Annotated in this window: 23 protein-coding genes; 6 read left to right on the top strand and 17 right to left on the bottom strand. The window is 73.5% G+C overall.

What is annotated here, in order from left to right:
- On the bottom strand, positions 1-128 hold a 128-nt coding region (locus VK501_RS15705), incomplete at its 3' end, for an uL13 family ribosomal protein (protein ID WP_324338920.1).
- A 236-nt stretch (positions 129-364) separates the two neighbouring features.
- Between VK501_RS15705 and VK501_RS15700 the strand changes: the two genes are divergently transcribed.
- Positions 365-2,149 carry a GspE/PulE family protein gene (locus tag VK501_RS15700; protein WP_324338914.1) on the top strand — a complete coding sequence of 595 codons (1,785 nt, stop codon included), beginning with the start codon at positions 365-367 and terminating at the stop codon, positions 2,147-2,149.
- A 119-nt stretch (positions 2,150-2,268) separates the two neighbouring features.
- Here the strand turns inward: VK501_RS15700 and VK501_RS15695 are convergent, their stop codons facing one another.
- The 10 genes from VK501_RS15695 to VK501_RS15650 all read right to left on the bottom strand — a co-directional run bounded on the left by VK501_RS15695 (position 2,269) and on the right by VK501_RS15650 (position 12,150).
- Positions 2,269-3,480: a lipase family protein gene (locus VK501_RS15695; protein WP_324338912.1), complete on the bottom strand. Its 1,212-nt coding sequence runs from the start codon at positions 3,478-3,480 to the stop codon at positions 2,269-2,271.
- Between the two features lie 317 nt (positions 3,481-3,797).
- The gene (locus tag VK501_RS15690; protein WP_324338911.1) at positions 3,798-4,607 is read right to left on the bottom strand and encodes a hypothetical protein; all 810 of its coding nucleotides are present in this window, start codon (positions 4,605-4,607) and stop codon (positions 3,798-3,800) included.
- Between the two features lie 17 nt (positions 4,608-4,624).
- The gene (locus VK501_RS15685) at positions 4,625-4,939 is read right to left on the bottom strand and encodes a hypothetical protein (protein WP_324338909.1); all 315 of its coding nucleotides are present in this window, start codon (positions 4,937-4,939) and stop codon (positions 4,625-4,627) included.
- A 348-nt stretch (positions 4,940-5,287) separates the two neighbouring features.
- Positions 5,288-6,898 carry a glutamine-hydrolyzing GMP synthase gene (guaA, locus tag VK501_RS15680; RefSeq protein WP_324338907.1) on the bottom strand — a complete coding sequence of 537 codons (1,611 nt, stop codon included), beginning with the start codon at positions 6,896-6,898 and terminating at the stop codon, positions 5,288-5,290.
- Between the two features lie 8 nt (positions 6,899-6,906).
- The gene (locus VK501_RS15675; RefSeq protein ID WP_324338905.1) at positions 6,907-8,151 is read right to left on the bottom strand and encodes a GuaB3 family IMP dehydrogenase-related protein; all 1,245 of its coding nucleotides are present in this window, start codon (positions 8,149-8,151) and stop codon (positions 6,907-6,909) included.
- Positions 8,152-8,329: 178 nt separating this feature from the next.
- The gene (locus VK501_RS15670; protein ID WP_324338903.1) at positions 8,330-9,289 is read right to left on the bottom strand and encodes a 1-phosphofructokinase family hexose kinase; all 960 of its coding nucleotides are present in this window, start codon (positions 9,287-9,289) and stop codon (positions 8,330-8,332) included.
- Positions 9,286-10,545 carry a D-alanyl-D-alanine carboxypeptidase family protein gene (locus tag VK501_RS15665; protein ID WP_324338901.1) on the bottom strand — a complete coding sequence of 420 codons (1,260 nt, stop codon included), beginning with the start codon at positions 10,543-10,545 and terminating at the stop codon, positions 9,286-9,288. Before VK501_RS15665 ends, VK501_RS15670 begins: the two co-directional genes overlap by 4 nt.
- Complete coding sequence (locus tag VK501_RS15660) at positions 10,542-10,868, bottom strand: LysM domain-containing protein (protein WP_324338900.1); 327 nt, start codon at positions 10,866-10,868, stop codon at positions 10,542-10,544. Before VK501_RS15660 ends, VK501_RS15665 begins: the two co-directional genes overlap by 4 nt.
- Positions 10,869-10,915: 47 nt before the next feature.
- Entirely contained in the window at positions 10,916-11,809 is an 894-nt protein-coding gene (gene pyrF, locus VK501_RS15655) for an orotidine-5'-phosphate decarboxylase (RefSeq protein ID WP_324338918.1), read from the bottom strand.
- 65 nt (positions 11,810-11,874) lie between these two features.
- Positions 11,875-12,150 (bottom strand): HU family DNA-binding protein, encoded by a 276-nt coding sequence (locus tag VK501_RS15650; protein WP_324338898.1) that lies wholly within the window; start codon positions 12,148-12,150, stop codon positions 11,875-11,877.
- Between the two features lie 210 nt (positions 12,151-12,360).
- Here VK501_RS15650 and VK501_RS15645 point away from each other — a divergent pair, with 210 nt between their 5' ends.
- Positions 12,361-12,510, top strand: coding sequence for a hypothetical protein (locus VK501_RS15645; RefSeq protein ID WP_324338896.1), 150 nt, complete (start codon positions 12,361-12,363; stop codon positions 12,508-12,510).
- Between the two features lie 16 nt (positions 12,511-12,526).
- Here VK501_RS15645 and VK501_RS15640 read toward each other — a convergent pair whose 3' ends face one another.
- The 5 genes from VK501_RS15640 to VK501_RS15620 form a co-directional block, all read right to left on the bottom strand.
- Entirely contained in the window at positions 12,527-13,975 is a 1,449-nt protein-coding gene (locus tag VK501_RS15640; RefSeq protein WP_324338894.1) for a cation diffusion facilitator family transporter, read from the bottom strand.
- On the bottom strand, positions 13,972-14,550 hold the full coding sequence (gene rdgB / locus VK501_RS15635; protein WP_324338892.1) for an RdgB/HAM1 family non-canonical purine NTP pyrophosphatase: 579 nt from the start codon (positions 14,548-14,550) through the stop codon (positions 13,972-13,974). Before rdgB ends, VK501_RS15640 begins: the two co-directional genes overlap by 4 nt.
- Before the next feature lie 9 nt (positions 14,551-14,559).
- A complete protein-coding gene (gene rph, locus VK501_RS15630) occupies positions 14,560-15,309 on the bottom strand; it encodes a ribonuclease PH (protein ID WP_349261024.1) in 750 nt (249 codons plus the stop codon).
- Positions 15,306-16,184: a glutamate racemase gene (gene murI, locus VK501_RS15625; RefSeq protein ID WP_324338889.1), complete on the bottom strand. Its 879-nt coding sequence runs from the start codon at positions 16,182-16,184 to the stop codon at positions 15,306-15,308. The genes rph and murI overlap by 4 nt, the downstream gene beginning before the upstream one ends.
- A 173-nt stretch (positions 16,185-16,357) precedes the next feature.
- Positions 16,358-16,594, bottom strand: coding sequence for a hypothetical protein (locus tag VK501_RS15620; protein WP_324338887.1), 237 nt, complete (start codon positions 16,592-16,594; stop codon positions 16,358-16,360).
- A gap of 172 nt (positions 16,595-16,766) precedes the next feature.
- On the opposite strand from VK501_RS15620, the gene VK501_RS15615 reads away from it, so the two are divergent.
- Positions 16,767-17,483 carry a hypothetical protein gene (locus VK501_RS15615; protein ID WP_324338886.1) on the top strand — a complete coding sequence of 239 codons (717 nt, stop codon included), beginning with the start codon at positions 16,767-16,769 and terminating at the stop codon, positions 17,481-17,483.
- Entirely contained in the window at positions 17,480-17,857 is a 378-nt protein-coding gene (locus tag VK501_RS15610) for a hypothetical protein (RefSeq protein WP_324338884.1), read from the top strand. The genes VK501_RS15615 and VK501_RS15610 overlap by 4 nt, the downstream gene beginning before the upstream one ends.
- 43 nt (positions 17,858-17,900) lie before the next feature.
- Here VK501_RS15610 and VK501_RS15605 read toward each other — a convergent pair whose 3' ends face one another.
- Positions 17,901-18,911 (bottom strand): histone deacetylase, encoded by a 1,011-nt coding sequence (locus VK501_RS15605; RefSeq protein WP_324338882.1) that lies wholly within the window; start codon positions 18,909-18,911, stop codon positions 17,901-17,903.
- Between the two features lie 20 nt (positions 18,912-18,931).
- Between VK501_RS15605 and VK501_RS15600 the strand changes: the two genes are divergently transcribed.
- Positions 18,932-20,392 (top strand): L-aspartate oxidase, encoded by a 1,461-nt coding sequence (locus VK501_RS15600; RefSeq protein ID WP_324338879.1) that lies wholly within the window; start codon positions 18,932-18,934, stop codon positions 20,390-20,392.
- Between the two features lie 137 nt (positions 20,393-20,529).
- On the top strand, positions 20,530-20,952 hold the full coding sequence (locus VK501_RS15595; RefSeq protein ID WP_324338877.1) for a hypothetical protein: 423 nt from the start codon (positions 20,530-20,532) through the stop codon (positions 20,950-20,952).
- Positions 20,953-20,955 lie beyond the last annotated feature (3 nt).

The following is a 20,955-nucleotide window of genomic DNA, read 5'->3' as shown; positions in this document are numbered from 1 at the left end:
TCGGGCTTGCGCTTGCCGCGCAGGGCATCGGCGAGCTGCGTGGCGAGCCGACCGAGGGTCTGCCCGTTGGCATCGACGACGAGCCAGTTGCGCTCAGCGGTGGTGGAGTTGGCGACGTAGGTCTTCACGGCGTAAGGAAGCCATGCGTCAGGGCGCACGGCGACGGACGATGATAGGGAATCGGGCCGGGACGCGGCACCCCGAGGGATGGTCCCGGACCAAGGCGGGTCGTCAGGCGACCCCGTCCAGACGGCGGAGTGTAGGGCACGAGCCCGCCCGGGCGATCTGCGGGTGACCGGCGGCGCCGCCTACGACGTCCGTCCAGGGGCTGGACTTGGGTTCGATGGCGGCCGACGTACCTGGTGTGTCGGTCCCTCCGCCCTCCACCAGCCTCTCGCCCGCGATCCCCTACCACGACGGCCCTCCCGTCTCGGACATCCCCGGGCTGATCTCGCCGCTGTCGAGCGGGCGCTCGACGCGGCTGATCGGCCAGGTCGTCGTCGAGCTCGGCTTCGCCAAGGAGGAGGCCGTCGAACGCGCCGTCATGCACGCCCGCGAGTCGGGCCGCCTGACCGGCCGCGTGCTGATCGAGGACGGCGTCCTGACGCCGCAGCAGCTGGCGCGCGTGCTCGCCGAGCGGTTCGGCATCGAGCGCATCGACCTCACGATCTTCCGGATCGACACCGATCTCGCCCGCCTCGTCGAGCCCGGGTTCGTGCGCCGCTACGACGCGATCCCCGTCGGCCAGGACGCCGAGGGGCAGCTCCTGCTGGCCATGGCCGACCCGGCCAACATGCTGGCGATCGACGACGTGACGATGATCACGGGCATGGCGGTGCGCCCGGTCGTCGCCGCCTACGACGACATCCACCGCCTGAGCCTCAAGCTCGGCAACGACTTCCCCGATCTCGGCACCGACGAGGAGGAGTCCTCCGGCGAGGTCGACCTCTCGGTCCCCGACAGCGACGTCACCGACCTCGGCGCCGACGACCAGGCGCCGATCATCAAGCTCGTCAACTCGGTGCTCAAGCGGGCGATCCGGCGCGGCGCGTCGGACATCCACTTCGACCCGTCCTCCGAGGACATGCGCGTCATCTTCCGGGTGGACGGCATGCTCGACGCGTCGGTCACGATCCCGCGCCGCATGGCGGTCGGCGTCGTCTCGCGCATGAAGGTCATGGCGAACCTCGACATCGCCGAGCGCCGGACGCCGCAGGACGGTCGCGTGTCGCTGCTGATCGACGGCCACGAGATCGACCTGCGCGTCGTGACGCTGCCGACGGTCTACGGCGAGGCGATCGTCGCCCGCATCCTGGACTCCTCGTCCGCCCCGGTCGGCCTCGAGCAGATCGGCATGCTGGAGGAGGACCGCAGGGTCGTCGAGGGCGCGATGGCGCGCCCCTACGGCGGTGTGCTCGTCACCGGCCCCACGGGCTCGGGCAAGTCCACCACCTTGTACTCGTGCCTGGCACACGTCAACAACGGCACGCGCACGATCGTCACCGTCGAGGACCCGGTCGAGTACCGGATGGACGGCGTCAAGCAGATGGCCATCAACACGAAGGCCAAGATGACCTTCGCCGGCGGCCTGCGCGCGATCATGCGCGCCGACCCGGACATCATCATGGTCGGCGAGATCCGTGACGGCGAGACGGCGCACATCGCCGTCGAGGCCGCGCTGACCGGCCACCTCGTGCTCTCGACGCTGCACACCCGTGACGCGCCGAACGCCGTGTCGCGGCTGCTGGACATGGGCGTCGAGCCCTTCCTGCTCTCCTCGGCGATCGACTGCGTCGTCGCCCAGCGCCTGGCGCGCAAGCTCTGCGAGTCGTGCAAGAAGCCCGTGCGGGTGGAGGCGCAGGTCATGCGCGACAACGGCTTCGACGTCGACGGCGACGTCGAGGTCTGCAAGCCCGGCGGCTGCGACCGCTGCAACCAGACCGGCTACCGCGGCCGCCTCGGCATCTTCGAGATCCTGCAGATGGACGAGGAGATCCGCTCACTGGTGCTGCGCCGCGCCTCCGCCGACGAGGTCGCCTCGGCGGCCGTCGGCAAGGGCATGGTGCGCCTGCGCGAGGACGGCCTGCGCAAGATCCGCCTCGGGCTGACCTCGCCCGAGGAAGTGCTGCGGGTGACCGCGGCGGGCTAGCTTTCGCATCGCGCCCGAGCCGCCCCGGGCGTTGAACGCCACCCCGGGGCGTCGAGGGACGACTGAATCTCGCTGTACGAGATCGAGTCGTCCCTCGACGCCGGTGCGCGCGCCTTCGACTACTTCAGGCGCTTGGCGATCCAGGTGGTGGCGTCCTTGGCCGCAGCGGTGACGATGCCGCCGTGGTCGACGCCGGCGACCTTGGTGTAGGTCAACCCCTTGGCGCCGCCGGCCTTCAGCTCGGTGGCGAGCTGATCGGTGAACATCGGCAGCACCGTCGTGTCGGCCGCCCCCTGCTCGATCAGCAGCGGCGACGTGATCTTCAGGTGCGACGGGTCCTGGACGTCGAGCAGCTTGGCGATCGCCGCGAAGTCCGTGCCCGGCTGGAACAGGGCCTTGGGCGCGAGGCCGCCGAACGACGTCGCCGCCGCCAGCTCGGGCAGGCACTGCGTGAGCGTGTCGGGGTAGAACGCCGCGGCCGCCGGCGTCAGGTCCGCGGTGGTGTCGAGCGACGGGTTGGCGGTTGCGATGCCGCGCGTGATGAGCGACACCAGGCCGCTCAGGCCCCCGCCCGGCTGGCTCAGCACGGTCGTCAGCGGGATCTGCTCGTCGAGGTGCGAGGCGGGCGCGAAGGCGACCGTGCCGCGCACCTTGAGCTCGGGCGTCCACTTCGGCGCCAGCGCCGCCGCGAAGAGCGCCGCGTGGCCGCCCTGCGAGTGACCGGAGATGATGGTGGTCTTCGACAGGCGCGGGTCGAGCTGACGCGCGGCGCGGACGACGTCGAGCGTGCTGCGGCCTTCGGACGAGCCCACGAGATACGGGTGGACGCCGGGCGTGCCGAGACCCTCGAAGTCGGTGCGCACGACCGCGTAGCCGGCCTTCAGCCAGCGGGTGAGCAGCGGCAGGACGTACGCGTTGTACGGATGCACCGGCGTGCCGGCGGCATCGCGCGAGGGCGCGCACTGATCGGCGATGCCGGTCGTGCCGTGCGCGTAGGTGACCACGGGCCAGCCGCCCTTGGGCGCCTTGCCCTTCGGCAGCGAGACGATGCCCGAGACGGCGTCCGGCCTGCCGTCCACGCCGGTGGACCGGTAGAGCACCAGCTTGGTCTGCGACGCGCCGGGCGCCACCGCGGCGCCGGTCAGCTTCCGCGCCCAGACCAGATCGCCGTGGGACTTCCCGGGCAGCGGCGACGGCGGCGTGTAGAACGCGTCACCGGCCGGGCCGGTGCGGACCTTGGCGGGCGCGGGGCCAGGTGCGGCGAGCGCCAGGGTCAGCGCGAGCGCCATGGGGACGACGAGCGCTCGGGACAGCGCGTGGGAGCGGGACATCGCGCGACCCTACACGTGGGTGCGCCCGGTGCGCGGCGGGTGCGGGCGGGGCTGGCTGCCGGGTGCGAGCGGGGCTGGCTGGGCGGCACTCCGCGATGCTCGCCACCCGCCCCTGCGCGACGCGCTCGCGTTGCCGTGCCGCGGGCGCTGGTCGTTCGCTCGCACTGTGCGCGGCGACGCGATCCGGCCTGGCATCGATCGCGCGCTTCCGCTCCGGAGCGGATGCCGACATCGACGGACGGCCGCCGCGGCTCAGCGCCGTGGCAGCGCGGCGCGCTCCACCGGGGGCGCCGACCACGACTTGCAAGGCTCGACGACTAGGCGAACGCGCCGAACTGCCAGGTCATGGCCGCAGCCCCGACGAGCAACGCGGGCTCGCTGGGCAGTCGCTGGCGCACGACTTCGTTGTGGTACTCGGCGACCCAGCGGTACTTCTCCCACACCCGCTTGTTGCCGCGGTGCTCGACGAGCCTCGACGTCACCTGGTCCCGATGGGCCTCGAGCGCGGGGCGGGGATCGTCGGGCTCGTCGAACAGCAGGCCGAGGTAGTTGATGAACGTCCATCCGTCGCTGTCGCAGAGCAGCATCGCGTTCTGCGGCGACTGCTCGGGCTGTCCGTAGAACCGTAGGTCGCGACGCTGAGACGCCTCGGTCTCGCGGCTGAGGACGATCCGCGGGTGGACGGCCACGTCGTGCTCGAGCTCCGCGGCATCCGCAAGCGCTGGGCCGAAGATGAGCCCGTCGCGGATGTGGAACTTGCCGAGGCTGAGGCCGCCGCGGACGAAGAACCCTTCGGCGATCAGGTTGAGCTGGAGCCACGCCGCCTGCAGCACCAAGCCCCCGATCGACGACTCCTCGTCGGAGTACGGCATGACCGGCGACGCAAGGACCAGCGTGTCGGAGAAGAACGACGCCGGCCACGGCGACTCCGGCCTGAGGTAGTCGCGGTACATCCCCGTCACTGCCCGCTCCAGCGCGATGAGGTGATCGCGGGCCTTGGGGCTCCGGTTCATCTCCCGCACCCCGAGGAGGTCGACGAAGAGCACGGCGCACGGAACGAGCTTCGGCGTGCCGCGCCGGGTGACGAAGACGCGATCGACGAAGCGCTCGTCGCGCTTGGGTGCCATGGGTGGGGAGCGCCTCTCTAGGCGGCGCGGTGCAGCTGCGCGGGGCCTTCAGGCCCAAGACCGTACGTGCGCGGTCCGCGCATCGATGCGTCCAGGCGCTGGATCAGCCCGCGCCACTCCGCCGAAGCGAGCCAGCGCGGCAAGGATGCCCGCAGCCTCGGCTCGTCGATGGCGATGCTGAGATCGTCGAACGTCGCAGGCTCGAGCTGCGCGACGACCGGCAGCAACGCGTCGTCCAGACCCTCATACGCCCTCAGATGCTCGGGATAGCTACGCCCGTCGAGCGTGCGCGGCGACTGCGTCCCGAAGGTACTGGGGTCGAGCGGACTCACCTCCACATTGTCGCACGCGGGACCGTCGTGGTCGACTGCTCCGGCTCGCTCGCCCGAGCGGGGCTGGCTGGGCGGCAGCGCGCCGCCCTCCGCCGTCGCCGAGCATGCGACGCCTCAGCCGAGGCGCCTGGGCGTAGCGGCGGTGGTCAGCCGAGGCGTGGGACGTAGCGGGGTGCGTGCCGTCGCCATCCGCGCGGAGCGGCAAACCGCGGGATCGATGCTGCAAGCGGTCGCGTCTGCGCCCCGCATCGTCGTGGCTGACGGTGCCGGGCGAGCGCCGGCGGGCGGCCGCCCGTCAAGCCGGTCGGTGCCGTCAGGCGCGGCGAGGCGGCGCGCAGACGCGACCGCTCACTCCCACTCGATGGTGCCGGGGGGCTTGGACGTGATGTCCAGCACCACCCGGTTGACCTCGCGCAGCTCGTTGATCATCCGCGAGGCGATCTGCTCGAGGAGGTCATACGGCAGCCGCGCCCAGTCGGCCGTCATCGCGTCGTCGGACGTGACCGCGCGGATGACGACGACGTAGCCGTAGGTGCGCTCGTCGCCCTGGACGCCCACCGTGCGGACGTCGGGCAGCACGCAGAAGGACTGCCACAGCTCGCGGTACAGGCCCGCGTTGCGGATCTCGTCCTGCAGGATGTAGTCGGCGTCGCGCAGGACGTCGAGGCGCTCCTTGGTGGCCTCGCCGCCGACGATGCGGATCGCCAGGCCGGGGCCGGGGAACGGCTGGCGCCAGACGAGGCGCTCGGGCAGGCCCAGCTCGGCGCCGACCGCGCGGACCTCGTCCTTGAACAGCGCGCGCAGCGGCTCGACGAGCTCGAACTCGAGGTCGTCGGGCAGGCCGCCGACGTTGTGATGGGACTTGATCGTCGCGGCGCCGGTGCCGCCGCCGGACTCGATGACGTCGGAGTACAGCGTGCCCTGCACGAGGAACTTCGCGTCGCCGATCTTGACGGCCTCCTCCTCGAAGACCCGGATGAACTCGGCGCCGATGATCTTGCGCTTGGTCTCCGGATCGCTCACGCCGGCAAGGCGCTTCAGGAAGCGGTCCTCCGCGTCGACCGCGACGAGCGGGATCTTGTACTGGTCGCGGAAGGCCTTGATGACCTGGTCGCCCTCGTTCTTCCGCATCAGCCCGTGGTCGACGAAGATGCACGTGAGCTGGTCGCCGATCGCCTGGTGCACGAGCACCGCGGCGACGGACGAGTCGACGCCGCCGGACAACCCGCAGATGACCTTCGCGTCGCCGACCTGGGCGCGGATGCGCGCGATCTGCTCCTCGACGATCGACGCGGCCGACCAGTTGAGCTCGGCGCCGCAGACGTCGCCCAGGAACTTCTTGAGGACGTCGGTCCCGTAGGGCGTGTGGACGACCTCGGGATGGAACTGGATGCCGTAGATCCCGCGCTCGGTCGACTCGAACGCCGCCACCGGCGACGCGGTCGACGACGCCAGCGCGGTGAAGCCGGGCGGCGCCTCGAACACGGTGTCGCGGTGCGACATCCAGCAGCTCTGCTCCAGCGGCAGGCCTTCCAGCAGCGTGCCGCTCTCGCGGACCGTCAGCTGCGAGCGGCCGAACTCGCCGACCTCAGCGCCCTCGACCTTGCCGCCGAGCTTCAGCGCCAGCAGCTGCATGCCGTAGCAGATACCCAGCACCGGGATGCCGAGCTCGAGCAGCTCGGGATCGAGCTTCGGCGCCCCGTCGGCGTAGACCGACGCGGGGCCGCCGGAGAGGATCAGCCCCTTGGGCTTGCGCTTGCGGACCTCCTCGACGCCGACGTGATGCGGCAGCAGCTCGCTGAACACGCCGCACTCGCGGACGCGGCGCGCGATGAGCTGGGAGTACTGCCCGCCGTAGTCGAGGACGACGACCTCGTCGACCGCCGTCGGGCGGTCGACGGGCGCCGCCGCGTCGACGAGCTCCGTGGCCGCCGTGCTGGCCGTGACGAGGTTGTCCATGGTGTTGCTCAGGCCTTCGCGAGGGCCGGCGTCTTCTCCGCCGTGCCGTTGCTCTCGCTCGACGACGGGCTGTGCGCGCCGACCGCCGCGCCGCGCGAGCCCATGCCCACGCCCTGCGAGGACTGCAGCTGCTTGCCCTCGGTCTGCAGCGACGGGGCGATCATCAGCTCGGCTCGGTTGAACTCGGCGATGTCCTGGTAGCCCGTGGTCGCCATCGAGGTGCGCAGGCCGCCCATGAGGTTGAACGTGCCGTCGTTCTCGCGGGCGGGCCCGACGAGGATCTCCTCGAGCGTGCCGTTCTGCACCGTCGCGACGCGCGTGCCGCGCGGCAGCGTCGGGTGGAACGTCGCCATGCCCCAGTGGAAGCCGCGGCCGGGCGCCTCGTGGGCGCGTGCCAGCGGGGAGCCGACCATCACGGCGTCGGCACCGCAGGCGATGGCCTTCGACACGTCGCCGCCGGTCCGCATGCCGCCGTCGGCGATGACGCGGACGTACTCGCCGGTCTCGAGCATGTGCTGGGAGCGGGCGCCGGCGACGTCGGCGATCGCCGTCGCCTGCGGGACGCCGACGCCGAGCACGCCGCGCGTGGTGCACGCCGCGCCGGGGCCGACGCCGACCAGCACGCCGGCCGCGCCGGTGCGCATCAGGTGCAGGCCCGTGTGGTAGCTGGCACAGCCGCCGACCACGACGGGGACGGGGAGATCGGCGATGAACTCCTTGAGGTTCAGCGGCTCGGTCGTCTGCGAGACGTGCTCGGCCGAGACGACGGTGCCCTGGATGACGAGGATGTCCAGCCCGGCGTCGAGGACCTTCTCGTAGTACTTCATGACGCGCTGCGGCGTGAGCGAGGCGGCGGTGACGACGCCCTGCTCCTTGATCTCGCGGATCCGCTGGACCATCAGGTCCTCGTCGATCGGCGCGCGGTAGATCTCCTGCATCTCGCGCGTCGCGACCTCCTTCGGCAGCGACGCGATGCGCTCGAGCTGCTCGTCGGCGTCCTCGTAGCGGGAGAAGATGCCCTCGAGGTTCAGGACGGCCAGGCCGCCGAGCTTGCCGAGGATGCCCGCGGTGCGGGGCGAGACCACGCCGTCCATCGCCGAGCCGAGGACCGGAAGCTCGAAGCGGTAGTCACCGAGCTTCCAGGAGATGTCGACGTCGTCAGGGTCTCGCGTGCGCCGCGAGGGCACGATTGCGATGTCGTCGAAGCCATAGGCGCGGCGGGCCTTCTTCCCGCGACCGATCTCGATCTCCATGGGCGAATCCTAAGTCTGGGGCCGGACAAAAAGACCCCGCGCGAGCGGGGTCCAGGACGGGCGGTGCGGCGTGGTGTGGCGGCAACCAATCACGCATCTTCGAGAATAGCAACGGGGTCGTACGGAACCGAACGGGTGGGTCGACACAAAGCGCCGCACGATGCGGGGCTTCGCCCGATCAGCCCACTTCGGCCGGGGCCGAGAGCACCTGCACCTCGACCTCGGAGAGCAGCCGCTCGACCTCGCGCGGCTCGACGAGCCCGGCGCCGAGGTGCTGCGTCGACTCGGCCCCGCACGCCACGCCGTAGGCCAGGCAGTCGGCCGGCGACTTGCCCGAGTAGCGGGCCGCGACGTAGCCGGCCAGGAACGCGTCGCCGGCGCCCACGCCGGCGACGGCCTCGCGCGGCGCGATCGAGACGCGGAAGCGCTGGGCGTGGCCGTCGACCTTCAGGCACGCGACGCACCCGGCCTCGAGGGTCATGATCGCCTCGCGGGCGCCCTGCTCGACCATCTCGCCGACGGCGATCAGCCGGTCCTCGTCGTCGTTGAACTCGTGGCCGACGAGCTCCTCGGCCTCGACGACGTTCGGCGAGATCACGTCGGGCTCGGCGCGTGCCGCGTGGCGCAGCGGCTCGCCGTCGGTGTCGATCACCGTCAGCACGCCGGCCTTGCGCAGCTCGCGCACCAGGCCGGCGTAGACGTCGGCCTCCACCCCGCGCGGCAGCGATCCGGCCATGACGACCATGTCCGCGCCGCGGGCGAGGTAGAGCAGCTTGTCGCGGAAGAGCTCGAGCTCCTTCTCGCTCACCGCCGGACCGCGCTCGTTGATCTCGGTCTGCTGCCCGTTGGTCGGGTCGTACACCGCCGTGTTCGTGCGCGACTCCTCGCGGATGCGCACGAAGTCGTTGAGGATCGACTCCTCGGTCAGCTGGTCGACGATGCGGGTTCCGGTGGGGCCGCCCGCGAAGCCGGTGGCGATCACCGGCTGGCCGAGCGTCTTGAGCGCGCGGGCGATGTTGACGCCCTTGCCGCCGGCGGCCGTTCGCTGCTCGACGGTTCGGTGGCGGCGCCCGAGCCGGAAGTTCGGGACCGAGAGCGACTTGTCGATCGCTGCGTTCAGGGTGACGGTGATGATCACGCGACAGGGGCCCCTCTGCCTGGGCGGCGCGCCTGGCGACGCCGCACTGCGCGCCGCCGGAGCAGCACGAGGTAGAGGCTACACACGGCGAAGGCGGCCAGCAGCACGAGCGTCAACGGCCGCCCCAGCCAGTCGGCCAGGCGGTCGACGAACGTCGCCGCGTCCACGGGCGCGGCCGTCTGCAGCGGCACGCGCGCGACGACCTTGCCGCGCTGCGTGACCGTGACGGTGCCGACGCGCGCGCCCTTGGGCAGCGGCCCGTCGAGCTCGGACGGCGCATCCAGCGCGGTGACGACGAGCTTGTCGCCGCGCCGGGCGGTGCGCCTGACCGTGCCGCCGGCCACCAGGTCGACGTGCTCGTCGCGGTGCGCCAGCGTGGCCCGTCCGAGCACCTGGCCAACCTTGACGGGCGTGACCACGTGGTAGCGGCTCAGGCCGTACTTGAGGAGGTTGAGCGAGTCGCTGTCGCGCGCCGACTCGCTGGGGTCGTCGAGCACCGCGCTGAGGACGGTGACGCCGTCGCGCGACGCCGAGCCGACGAGGATGTAGCCGGCCGTGTTGGTGTGGCCGGTCTTGACGCCGTTGACCGCCGGCACGTTGCGGACCAGCACGTTGCGGTTGAGGAACGTCCGCTCGTGCGCCCCCGAACGGAGGGTCACGCGCGGCAGGTTGGTCGTCTCGCGGAAGAACGCGTTGCGGCGCAGGATCAGCGTGAGCTTGACCAGATCGGTCGCCGAGGAGTAGTTGGTCGACCCGTCGAGGCCGATCGGGTTGTCGTAGTGCGTGTCGGTCAGCTTCAGCTCGCGCGCTTTGGCGTTCATCATCGTCACGAACGCGGCGCGCGATCCGCCGACGCGCGTGGCGAGCGTCGCGGCCGCGTCGTTGGCCGAGGTGATCAGCAGCGCGCGCAGCAGGTCCCGGACGGTGACGCGCTCGCCCGCGTGGAAGCCGGCGATCGACTCGGCGGGCGCGCCGTGGTAGGGCACGGTCGTCATGACGTCGTCCAGCGACGCGTGCTCGAGCGTCACGAGCGCGGTCATCAACTTGGTCGTCGAGGCGATCGGCATGCGCTGATCGGCGTTGCGCTGGAACACGATGTCGCCGGTGGCGGGCTCGACGAGGATCGCCGCGGGCGCCTTGACCTGCGGCGGGCTCGGGGCGGCGGTCGCCGCGGTGGCGGCGGACGGCATGACGGCGAAGAGGGCGACGACCGCGCCCAGCGCCGCCCGCCGGACAGCGGACGTCGGACGGCTCATCGCGGCAGCTTGAGCTTCTGGCCGGGATGCAGGGTGGCTGCGTCCATCTTGGGGTTGAGCCGCTCGAGCTCGGCGACGCTCGTGCCGGTCTTGATCGCGATCGCCGACAGGACGTCGCCGGACTTCACCGTGTAGGTCTTGGCCTTGCTCGTCGTCGTGCGCTTGGTCGTCGCGGTCGTGCGGCCGGTCGACGTGGTCGACGAGCTCGAGCCGCCGTCCTGGCCGTGGGACTTCGTCTCGTTGTGGACGATCGCGTAGACCGCGATCGCGCAGGTCGCGAGGGCCGCGGTGGCCAGAAGTCGGGCAGGGGCACGTCGGCGCATCAGGGGCGCAGGATAGGCATCGGGCCGATCTGGCACCGCCGGTCAGCTCAGCTCAGCGCCCAGGCGGCGGCGCGCAGGCGCTCGGCCTCGGTGCGCGCGGCGGCCGCCGGAGCGCCGCCGTCCTGGTCGTGGGCGTTGACGATCGAGCGCGACGCGGTGACCAGGCCGGCGGCGCGCCCGGGCGCGAACGCGGGCGCGAGATCCTCGACGCGGCCGCCCTGGGCGCCGACGCCGGGCAGCAGGAAGATCGTGCGCGGCAGCAGCTCGCGAGCGCGGGCGAGGTGCTCGGGCCGCGTCGCGCCGAGGACGGCGCCGACGTCCGACAGCCGTGACTGCGGACCGAGGTGCTCGTCGCCGAGCTCCCCCACGAGGCGCGCGACGCGCTCCCAGACCGTGTCGCCGTCGGCCAGCCGCGCGTCCTCGAGGTCGGCCGCGCCCGGGTTGGACGTGCGGACGAGGACGAAGATCCCCGCGCCCCGCGGCCGTGCGACCGCGGCGAACGACCGCAGCGTGTCGAGGCCCATGTAGGGCGCGACCGTGAGCAGGTCCGCCCCGAGGCCGGCGACGTCCCCGCCGGGGCCGGGCGTGGCGCCGAGGAAGCCCTGGGCGTAGGCGGTGGCGCTGACGTCGATGTCGCCGCGCTTGGCGTCGGCGAGCACGAGCAGGCCGGCCGCGCGCGCGTGGTCGCAGACCTGCTGGAGCGCGTCCCAACCGGGCCCGCCGAGGCGCTCGAAGCAGGCGACCTGCGGCTTGACGGCCACGACGGCGTCGCCCACAGCGTCCATGACGGCGCGGCAGTGCGCGAAGACCGCGGCCGCGGCCTGGGCGGCGGGCGTGGCGCCGGCGGCGACCGCGGCGGCTGCCGCGGGCCACAGGCGCACCGGATCCGGGTCGAGGCCGAGCACCACCTGCGACTCGCGCTGCGCCACGGCGGCGGCCAGCCGGTCAGCGACGTGGCTGCCGGCCGGCCGCGACGCCGGAGATGCCGAAGAAGCGTCCAGCTCGACTAGCCCTTGACGGCCTTCTTGAGGCCCGACCCTGCGGTGAAGCGCGGAACCTTGGACGCAGCGATCTGGATCGGCTCGCCCGTGCGGGGATGGACGCCCTCGCGGGCCGCCCGCGAGGCCACGTGGAACTTGCCGAACCCGGAGAAGGTGACCTCGCCACCACGGGCGAGCGTCTCCTCGATGACGCCGAGGACGGCGTCGACCGCGTTCGCGGCTTCCTTCTTGTCGAGGTCACCCTTGCGGGCGACGTGATCGACGAACTCGGACTTCGTCACTGCGGTCCTCCTGTCGAGGGTCGGAGTCGGGGCGACGCTACCAGCGCGACTGCGGCCGAAACCCGCGTTCTGACGCGGTGTTCCGCGCTGCGTGGCCGCGAAACCCGCATCGTGGGCGCTTCTTGGGGACGGTCGGCGCGCAGTGTGGTGCGCCGCCCGGACGGATCGTGCGTGCAGGCGTCGCCCGCGCCGTCCAGAATGACGCACCTCATGACCCTGCAGCGCATCGCCTGGCTGGTGACCGTCGTGGCCCTCCTGATCGGCGCGCTCATCATGTTGCTGTCCAACTACCAGGGCTACGCGGCGCTGTTCACCGCGGTCGCGGCGAGCGCCGCGATCAACCTGCGCTTCCACCGCTGACGCGGGCGTCGCTCCCTCAGGGCGCGTCCTCCGCCGGCTCGGTGTGCACGATCACCTCGTCGATCCGGGGCGCGAGATCGCGCACGCGGCGCTCGATCTCGCTCGCCGCGCGGTGGGCCTCGTCCAGCGTCCGGTCGCCGCCGAGGCGGACGGTCAGCAGCGTCACGAGCCCCTCGTCGCCGGCGCGGAAGCGCAGCCCCTCGGGATCGGCGCCGGTGACGTCGCGCACGACCGCGCGGATCGCCTCGGCCTCGGCCGCGACCTCGGCCCGGCGCACCGCCTCCCCCTCCGCGTCGGGCGACAGCGGCTCGATGTGAGTGTGGACGTCGACGACCTCGGGGACCGCGGCCTCGATGGCCTGCTCGACGGCGCAGGCGATGTCGTGGGCGCTGCCGAGGCCGAGGTCGGCCGGCAGCTTGAGGTGCAGCGACAGCTCGGGCTGCCCCTCGACGTCGACCACGCGCACGTTGTGGACCTCGCGCACGCCGCGCACGGTGAGCGCCGCGGCGCTGGCGCGCTCGCGCAGGTCGCCGGCCGACGCGCCCGGCTCGACGTGCACGACGACATCGCTGCCCGGCAGCACGGTGCGCACGGCGTCCTCGATCGAGTCGGCCATCGCGTGCCCCTCGCCGAGCGCGGCGTCGGGCGGCACGCCGACCGTCGCCTCGACGAAGTTGCGCCCCGCAGCGGCGCGGACGCGCAGGCGGCGCAACTCGATCTCGGGCTCCGCGGTCTCGATGGCGGCGCGCGCGGCGGCGGCGGCCTCCTCGGGCGTCGCGTCCATCAGCACGTCGACGTTGCGGCGCATCAGCCGCACGGCGGCCACCACGACCAGCACCGCGACCGCGAGCGCGGCGAACGAGTCGGCCTCCGGCGAGCCGGCGCGGGCGAGCACCAGGCCGATCAGCACCGCGACCGTGCCGACCATGTCGGAGGCGAAGTGCAGCGCGTTGGACGCCAGCGCCGGACTGCCGTGGCGCACCGCCGCGCGGTGCGAGACGACCATGCGCGTGACGTCGACCACGAGCACGACGCCGAGGACCACGAACGTCCACCACTGCGCGTCGACCTCTCCGTGCGAGCCGCCGATCAGGCGCGTGGCGGCCTGGAGCGCGATGAAGGCGCTGGCCAGCACGAGGAAGCCGCCCTCGCTCAGCGCCGCCAGGTGCTCGGCCTTGCCGTGGCCGTAGGGATGGTCGCGGTCGGCGGGGCGCACGGCGACGCGCAGCGCCAGGAAGGTCAGCAGCGCGGCGACGAGGTCGGTGCCCGAGTGCACGGCCTCGGCGACGAGGCCGAGGCTGCCCGAGAGCAGTCCGGCGACGAGCTTGAGGGTGACGAGGAACGCCGCGGCGACGACCGACGCCAGCGCCGATCGGAGCACCCCGGCGCTCGTGGCCGAGCCCTCGGGACCGGCCCCTCCCGGGCGCGGCGCGCGGGTCTCGCCGGTCGCGGACGTCGCGCTCACGTCCCCAGGCGCGCCAGCAGCGCGCTCGCCGCGCGGCCGCGGTGGCTGATCGCGCCTTTCTCGTCGGGCGAGAGCTCGGCCATCGTGCGCGTGGGCGGGGGCGGGGTCTGGTCGTCGGGGACGAACGCGGGGTCGTAGCCGAAGCCGTTGGTGCCGCGCGGCTCATCGGTCAGGACGCCCGTGCAGCGGCCCTCGAAGAGCGCTTCGGTGGCGGCGGCCGGATCGACGAGCGCGATCACGCACACGTAGGCCAGCGCGCTACCGGCCGGCGCGTCGGCCAGGAGCTTCGCGAGGTTCTCCTCGTCGGTGGCGTCCTCGCCGGCGAAGCGGGCCGAGTAGACGCCGGGCCGGCCGCCCAGCGCCTCGGACTCGATGCCCGAGTCGTCGGCGATCACGACCGCGTCCAACGCCGCGGCCGCCGCGCGCGCCTTGCCGAGGGCGTTCTCGGCGAAGGTCTCGCCGGTCTCGGGCGGCAGCTGCACGTGGTCGGGCAGCGCCACGACCACGTGGGGCGCCAGCAACGCGGAGAACTCCTGCGCCTTGTGGGCGTTGCGGGTGGCGAGCACGAGGCGCACGGACGGGCCTCAGGCGCCGGCGGCCGCGGCGGCGGCCCGGCCGGTCGCGATGGCCTCGTCCTGCGCGGCGCGCAGCTGCACGATCCCGGCCTCGGCCAGGCGCAGCAGCTCGTCGAGATGCGTGCGGCTGAGCGGGGTGCGCTCAGCGGTGGCCTGGACCTCCACGAGGCCGCCGTCGCCGGTCATGACCACGTTGGCGTCGACCTCCGCGGTCGAGTCCTCGGGGTAGTCGAGGTCCAGGAGCGGCACGCCGTCGACGATGCCGCACGAGACCGCGGCGATCGACCCGCTGAGCGGCGAGCGCTTGATGCGCCCGGAGGCGACGAGCGTGTCGGCGGCCAGCGTGAGCGCCACGTAGGCGCCGGTGATCGACGCGGTGCGCGTTCCACCGTCGGCCTGCAGCACGTCGCAGTCGAGGTAGATCGAGTTCTCGCTCAGCGCCGCGAAGTCCACCACCGCCCGCAGCGAGCGGCCGATGAGGCGCTGGATCTCGACGCTCCGCCCGTCGGGCCGTCCCTTCGTGACGTCGCGCTGCTTGCGCTCGCCGGTCGACGCCGGGAGCATCCCGTACTCGGCGGTGACCCAGCCGAGGCCGCTCCCGGCCCGCCAGCGCGGGATGCTCTCCTGGACCGACGCCGTGCAGATCACGCGCGTCTCGCCCATGCTGATGAGCGCCGAGCCCGTGGCGGTGCGCACGAAGCCGGGCTCGATCGTCACCGGCCGCAGCCCGTCGGCGGGACGTCCGTAGGAGCGGGTCAGGGTCGCGGCCACGCGGGCACCTCGGTGATCGGGATCGGGGCGAGATCGACGTGCTCGACCTCGGTCAGGGGCATCTGCAGGAAGCGCGTGCCGAGCGCGCGGAAGGCGCCGTCGTCGCCGGTGCAGAGGAAGGAGTACGTGCCCTCGCCGGTGCGCCGCGACGCCAGGCCGCGGGCGCCGAGGGCGTGCTCGACCTGGCGGGCGAGCGCCGCCCCGGACGTCACGATCGTCACGCCGCGCCCGAGCATTCGCTGGAGCATCGGGCGCACGAGCGGGTAGTGCGTGCAGCCGAGGATCACGGTGTCGACGCCGGCCTCGACCAGCGGCGCGCAGGAGCCGCGCACGACGTCCTCGAGCTCGTGCGTGAACAGCTCGCCGCCCGGCGGATCCTGGATCAGCGGCGCCAGCTCGGGGCAGGCGACGGCGACGAGGTCGACGTGCGGGTCGACGGTCGCCACGGCCTGCTCGTAGGCGCCGCTGGCCACGGTCGCACGCGTGGCGAGCAGGCCGATCCGGCCGGTGTGGGTCACCGCCACGGCCTGTGCCGCCTCGGGCCGCACGACGCCGATGACGTCGACGCCCAGCGTCGTCTCGAGCATCCGGCGCTGCAGCGCCGGCAGGGCGGCGGACGTCATCGAGTTGCAGGCCACGACCAGCAGCTTGGCGCGGCGCGCCACGAGCTCCTCCGCGATGTCCATCCCGAAGCGCTCGAGCTCCCCGGCGCTGCGCTCGCCATAGGGGAAGCGCGCGCTGTCGCCGAGGTAGACGAAGTCCTCCTGCGGGAGCGTGACGAGCAGCTCGTGGAGCACCGTGAGGCCGCCGACGCCCGAGTCGAAGACGGCGATGGGGCGATCGCGCGGGTCGGCGGCGGGCACGGGCCCATCGTAGGAGACTGTGTCGCTATCGCGACTGGGGACCCACCTCCGGCGGCGACGGCGGGCCGTCGTGGGCCTCGGCCTCGCTGGCCGCCTACGGCACCCCGAGGCGCCGCCGCCGACTCGCATGCGGACCACGTCCGCGCCGCCCTCGCCCCCTCTCCCAGCCGCCCTCAGCCCTTGCCCTTCGGCGGGTCGCCGACGCCGTCGATCGAGTCCTTGAGCTTGCCGACGATCGTCTTGCCGAAGTCCGGTCCGGACGACTTCATCGCGACGACCGCCGCCATGATCCCGGCGATGAGCAGGATCAGGCCGATGTACTCGACCGTCCCCTGCCCGTCCTCGCGGTCGACGAGCGCCCGGTGCGCCCGGCGCAGTTCGTGATGGACGGTCGCGTGAGCGCAACCCATGGCGCGGTACATACGTCTCCTCCTGAGTGAGCTTGCTGAAACGAGGTGACCGCGATGCTGGGCCAGCGCGTGTGACCGATCCACGCGCGTTCGTGCCGATCCTGCGCAGCGCCGGTGTCGGAAGGCGCTGGTATGGTCAGGACAGGCGCCGCGACAGAGGCGCCTTCTTGTGATGAAGGGTCTCCCCCGCCGCATTCCGTTCCGCCGGCGCACGTCCGACCCGGTACCCCCCGAGACGCAGCCGCCGACGATCGTGGCGCCCGAGCAGGCGCCGCCTCCGTCCGAGCCGCTTCCCGCGGGCCTTGCTCCCGAGGACGTCGCGCCCAGCCGCCCCAGCTTCCGCGACCGCGGCCGGCTCCGGCGCCGCCTGCGCTACCTGCGCCGCGTCCGCGAGCTCGGGTTCCGCGACCTCGGCGGCCTGGTCTTCGACCTGCACCGCTTCGGCCGGCGCAACGACGAGCTGGTGCTCGGCAAGCTCGCCGCGCTCGACGCCGTCGACCGCGAGCTGCGCGCGATCGAGCGCGTCCTCGACGAGCGCCGCGACATCGTCGAGCTGCGCGAGCCCGGCGTCGCCGCATGCCCGCGCTGCGGCGCCCTGCACGGCAGCGACGCGCGGTACTGCCCGCAGTGCGGCACGCAGTTCAGCGGCCCGCTGGCGATGATCGAGGTGGGCGGGACCGCCACCCCCGCGCCCGCCGGGACGCCCGAGGCGTCCGCGGGTTCCGCGATCCCGGAGGCGCCCGGCCCCGCGCCCACCGACCCCGTCAGCGCCGTCGAGCTGGGCGCCACCCCCGTCTCGGGGGCCCTGGCCGGCGCCCCGGGCCCGCCATCCGGCGACCAGCGGACCCAGGCGATGCCGGCCGTCCCGGGCGAGCGCCCCGACGCGTGAGCGCCGGCGACTTCTCGCAGGGCCCCGAGCAGCCGCCGCTCCCGGGCCCGGCCCCCGTCCCACTGCGCTGCCCGCGGTGCGGGGCCAACGTCGCGCCCGAGCAGGACTGGTGCCTGGAGTGCGGCGCGCCCGCCCGCACGCGCCTGGCGCCGACGCCCAACTGGCGCCTGCCGATCGCGTTCCTGGCCGTCGTCACGCTCGTCGCCGGCCTCGCGCTCGCCGTCGCGTTCACGAGCCTGACCAAGGACGACGGCACGGTCAGCGCCGCGACGACCGCCCCGGCGCAGCCCAACGAGGCCGGCGCGGCCAGCGTGCCGACCGCGCCCGCCGCCGCGGCGACCTCCAGCGCGTCCTCGGCCGTCCCCGCGCCGTAGCGCGGCACGCCGCGCCCCGCGCCCCGCCGCGCCCCGCGCGCCTTCAGCCCGCGGGTGCCGCGTGCCGCCGGCGGTACCCGTCGGCCAGCTCATGCACGGGCAGTTGCGGCGCGGCGACCGGCCCGTCGCGGCCCAGCACCTCGAGCGTCGCCACCAAGCCGGTGGCCAGCGCGCCCAGGGCGTAGCCCCCCTCGAGCACCACGCCGACTGCGACGTCGAGCTCGTCGGCCAGCGCCCGCACTGAAGCGGACATCGTCGCGTAGCCCGCGTCGGTCACCCGGCACTGCGCCAGCGGGTCGTCGACGTGCGCGTCGAAGCCCGCCGAGATCAGGATCAGCCGCGGCGCGTAGCGGCGCGCGAGCGGCACGACCACGTGCTCGACCAGCGACGTGTACACCGCGTCGTCGGAGCCCGGCGGCACGGGCAAGTTCACCGTGAAGCCCTCCCCCGCGGCGCTCCCGGTCTCCGCGGCCGCGCCGGTCCCCGGGTACAGCGGCGACTGGTGGATCGAGGCGAACAGGACCTCGTCGGTGGCGTAGAAGACGTCCTGGGTGCCGTTGCCGTGGTGCACGTCCCAGTCGAGGATCAGCACGCGATCGACGCCGTGCTCGTCCCGGGCCCGGCGCGCCGCCACGGCGACGTTGTTGAACAGGCAGAAGCCCATCGACCGCTCGATCTCGGCGTGGTGGCCGGGCGGGCGGTGCACGGAGGCGCCGAGGCGCGCCCCGCCGGTGAGCAACGCGTCGACCATCGCGGCTGCGCCGCCCGCGGCGTGCAGCGCCGCCTCCCAGGACCCGGGTGAGACGACCGTGTCGGCGTCGATCGCGCCGCCGCCGGCCGCGCACAGCTCGTGGATGCCGTTGATCAGGCGTGCGGGATGGACCGCCTCCAGCAGCGCCCGCGACGCGGCCGGCGACTGCCGCCGCTCGAACCCCAGCCAGTCGCGCGCCGCCATCGCCTGCTCGATCGCCGTGATGCGCGCGGGCTGCTCAGGGTGCGGGCCGGGGTCGTGCAGCAGCGAGGACGCGTGATGGAAGAGGACGGGATCGGCCATCTCGCCGGTACGGTACCCGCGTGGCCGACCACGCCTCCATCGTCGACGCCGAGGTCGCGGTGGTCGGAGCCGGCGCCGCCGGCCTGTACGCGGCGCTGACCGCCGCCCGCGCGGGCGCGCGCGTCGCGCTCGTCTCCGCCACCCCGCTGGCGCAGACCGCGAGCTACTGGGCGCAGGGCGGCCTGGCCGCGGCGCTCGGTCCGGGCGACTCGCCGGACCTGCACCGCAACGACACCGAGATCGCCGGCCGCGGCGCCGTCCGCCGCAGCGCCGCCGCGCTGCTGTGCCGCGAGGCGCCGCGCGCCGTCCGCGAGCTGGAGGCGCTCGGCGTGCACTTCGACGTCGACGCCGCGGGCGATCTCGCGCTCGGCCTCGAGGGCGGCCACTCGCAGCGCCGCGTCGTCCACGCCGGCGGCAGCGCGACCGGCCGCCGCGTCGTGCGCCAGCTCAGCGCCGTGGTCGTCGAGGAGCAGCGCATCGACGTGCTCGAGCAGGCGCGCGCCGCCGCGCCGTGGACGGTCGACGGCCGCTGCGTCGGCGTCGTGCTGGAGGACGGCCGCGCGGTGCGGGCCCGAGCGACGATCCTCGCGACCGGCGGCGCCGCGGCGCTGTGGGCGCGCACGACCAACCCGCCGGGGTCGCTCGGCATCGGCCTGATGCTCGCGCGTGCCGCGGGCGCCGCGCTGGCCGACCTCGAGTTCGTCCAGTTCCATCCCACCGCGGTGACCGGCGTGCCGGGCCGCGAGGGGTTCCTGGTCACGGAGGCGATCCGCGGCGAGGGCGCGACGCTCCTGGATGCGAGCGGGGAGCGGTTCGTCGAGGAGCTCAAGCCACGCGACGAGGTCTCGCGGGCGATCGCCGAGAAGATGGTCGCCGAGGGCTCCAAGAACGTCTGGCTGGACATGCGCCACGTCGACGCCGCGGCCTTTCCCAACATCGTGGGCGCCCTCCGCGAGTCGGGCCTGGACCCGGCGTCCGAGCTCGTCCCGGTCTCCCCCGCCTCGCACTACTGCATGGGCGGCGTCGTGGCCGATCTGGACGGCGCGTCAAGCGTCGGCGGGCTGTACGTCGTCGGGGAGACCGCGTGCACCGGCCTGCACGGCGCCAACCGCCTCGCGTCGAACTCGCTGACGGAGTGCTTCGTGCAGGGCAAGCGCGCCGCGCTGGCCGGCCTCGACGAGCCGCGCCTGCCCGTAGCGCCCGCCGAACCGCCCGTGGCCGGCCCGATCGCGCCGCCGGCGCAGGCGACACGCGAGGCGCTCTGGCGCCACGCGGGGCTGACGCGCGACCGCGCCGGCCTGGCCGCCCTGGCCGACGACCCGCATCCACTGGCGCGGCTCGTCGCGGCATGCGCCATGCTGCGCGAGGAGAGCCGCGGTGCGCATTTCCGCAGCGACTTCCCCAACACGGATCCCGCCCTCGACGGGCATCACGCCGTGGTGCGGGGGGACGAGTCCCCCACGTTCGAGCCCTGGACCTGACCGGTCCGGGTGGGTCGGCTGAACGCCGGCGCCCTCTTAACGCGAACTCAACAGACCGTGCGTTGGTGCTTCATGAGGCCGGGGCACGATGCTCACGGTCGGGGAGCCAACCACGCCCAAGGGTCAAGGGAGGTCGCATGTACCAGTTCAGCAGGGCCATGTACCGGGAGCTCGCGCGCGACGTCGACACGTCCATCGACATCGATGCGCACCACCATGTGCTCCACGCTTGCGAGCAGAACATCGAGCGCCTGGTCGGCGATCGCCACTACTTCGCACGGCCCGCCCGCACGCTCTTCAACGACATCCGGCGCTACTTCCCGATGACGGCTCAGGCGCGCGCCTGGGCCATCGTGCAGCGCTACGTGGTGTGCGCCGAGGACTGGCTCGACCGCCTGCCGCAGAACGGCATCGACGTCAACGGCCAGCCGCTGCAGTGCCGCGCGACGACCCGCCGCGGGACCGCCTGCCAGCGGATGCCCCTGCCGCACAACGGCTACTGCCCGTCGCACCAGCACCTCGCGGAGACCGAGCAGATCGCGGAGCCCATCGCGGCCTGAGGC

The organism is Baekduia sp. (genome assembly GCF_035318805.1).
GTDB lineage: Bacteria > Actinomycetota > Thermoleophilia > Solirubrobacterales > Solirubrobacteraceae > Baekduia.
The sequence above is the reverse complement of the archived record's forward strand: the minus strand, read 5'-3'. Positions and strand labels throughout refer to the sequence as shown.

Excerpts from the sequence above, each read along its gene's own strand:
- VK501_RS15605 (WP_324338882.1), bottom strand. The coding sequence starts at position 18,911 with ATGGCCGATCCCGTCCTCTTCCATCACGCGTCCTCGCTGCTGCACGAC.
- VK501_RS15615 (WP_324338886.1), top strand. The coding sequence starts at position 16,767 with ATGAAGGGTCTCCCCCGCCGCATTCCGTTCCGCCGGCGCACGTCCGAC.
- VK501_RS15620 (WP_324338887.1), bottom strand. The coding sequence starts at position 16,594 with ATGGGTTGCGCTCACGCGACCGTCCATCACGAACTGCGCCGGGCGCAC.
- VK501_RS15595 (WP_324338877.1), top strand. The coding sequence starts at position 20,530 with ATGTACCAGTTCAGCAGGGCCATGTACCGGGAGCTCGCGCGCGACGTC.
- VK501_RS15645 (WP_324338896.1), top strand. The coding sequence starts at position 12,361 with ATGACCCTGCAGCGCATCGCCTGGCTGGTGACCGTCGTGGCCCTCCTG.
- VK501_RS15695 (WP_324338912.1), bottom strand. The coding sequence starts at position 3,480 with ATGTCCCGCTCCCACGCGCTGTCCCGAGCGCTCGTCGTCCCCATGGCG.
- VK501_RS15665 (WP_324338901.1), bottom strand. The coding sequence starts at position 10,545 with ATGAGCCGTCCGACGTCCGCTGTCCGGCGGGCGGCGCTGGGCGCGGTC.
- VK501_RS15675 (WP_324338905.1), bottom strand. The coding sequence starts at position 8,151 with ATGGAGATCGAGATCGGTCGCGGGAAGAAGGCCCGCCGCGCCTATGGC.
- guaA (WP_324338907.1), bottom strand. The coding sequence starts at position 6,898 with ATGGACAACCTCGTCACGGCCAGCACGGCGGCCACGGAGCTCGTCGAC.
- VK501_RS15690 (WP_324338911.1), bottom strand. The coding sequence starts at position 4,607 with ATGGCACCCAAGCGCGACGAGCGCTTCGTCGATCGCGTCTTCGTCACC.
- VK501_RS15660 (WP_324338900.1), bottom strand. The coding sequence starts at position 10,868 with ATGCGCCGACGTGCCCCTGCCCGACTTCTGGCCACCGCGGCCCTCGCG.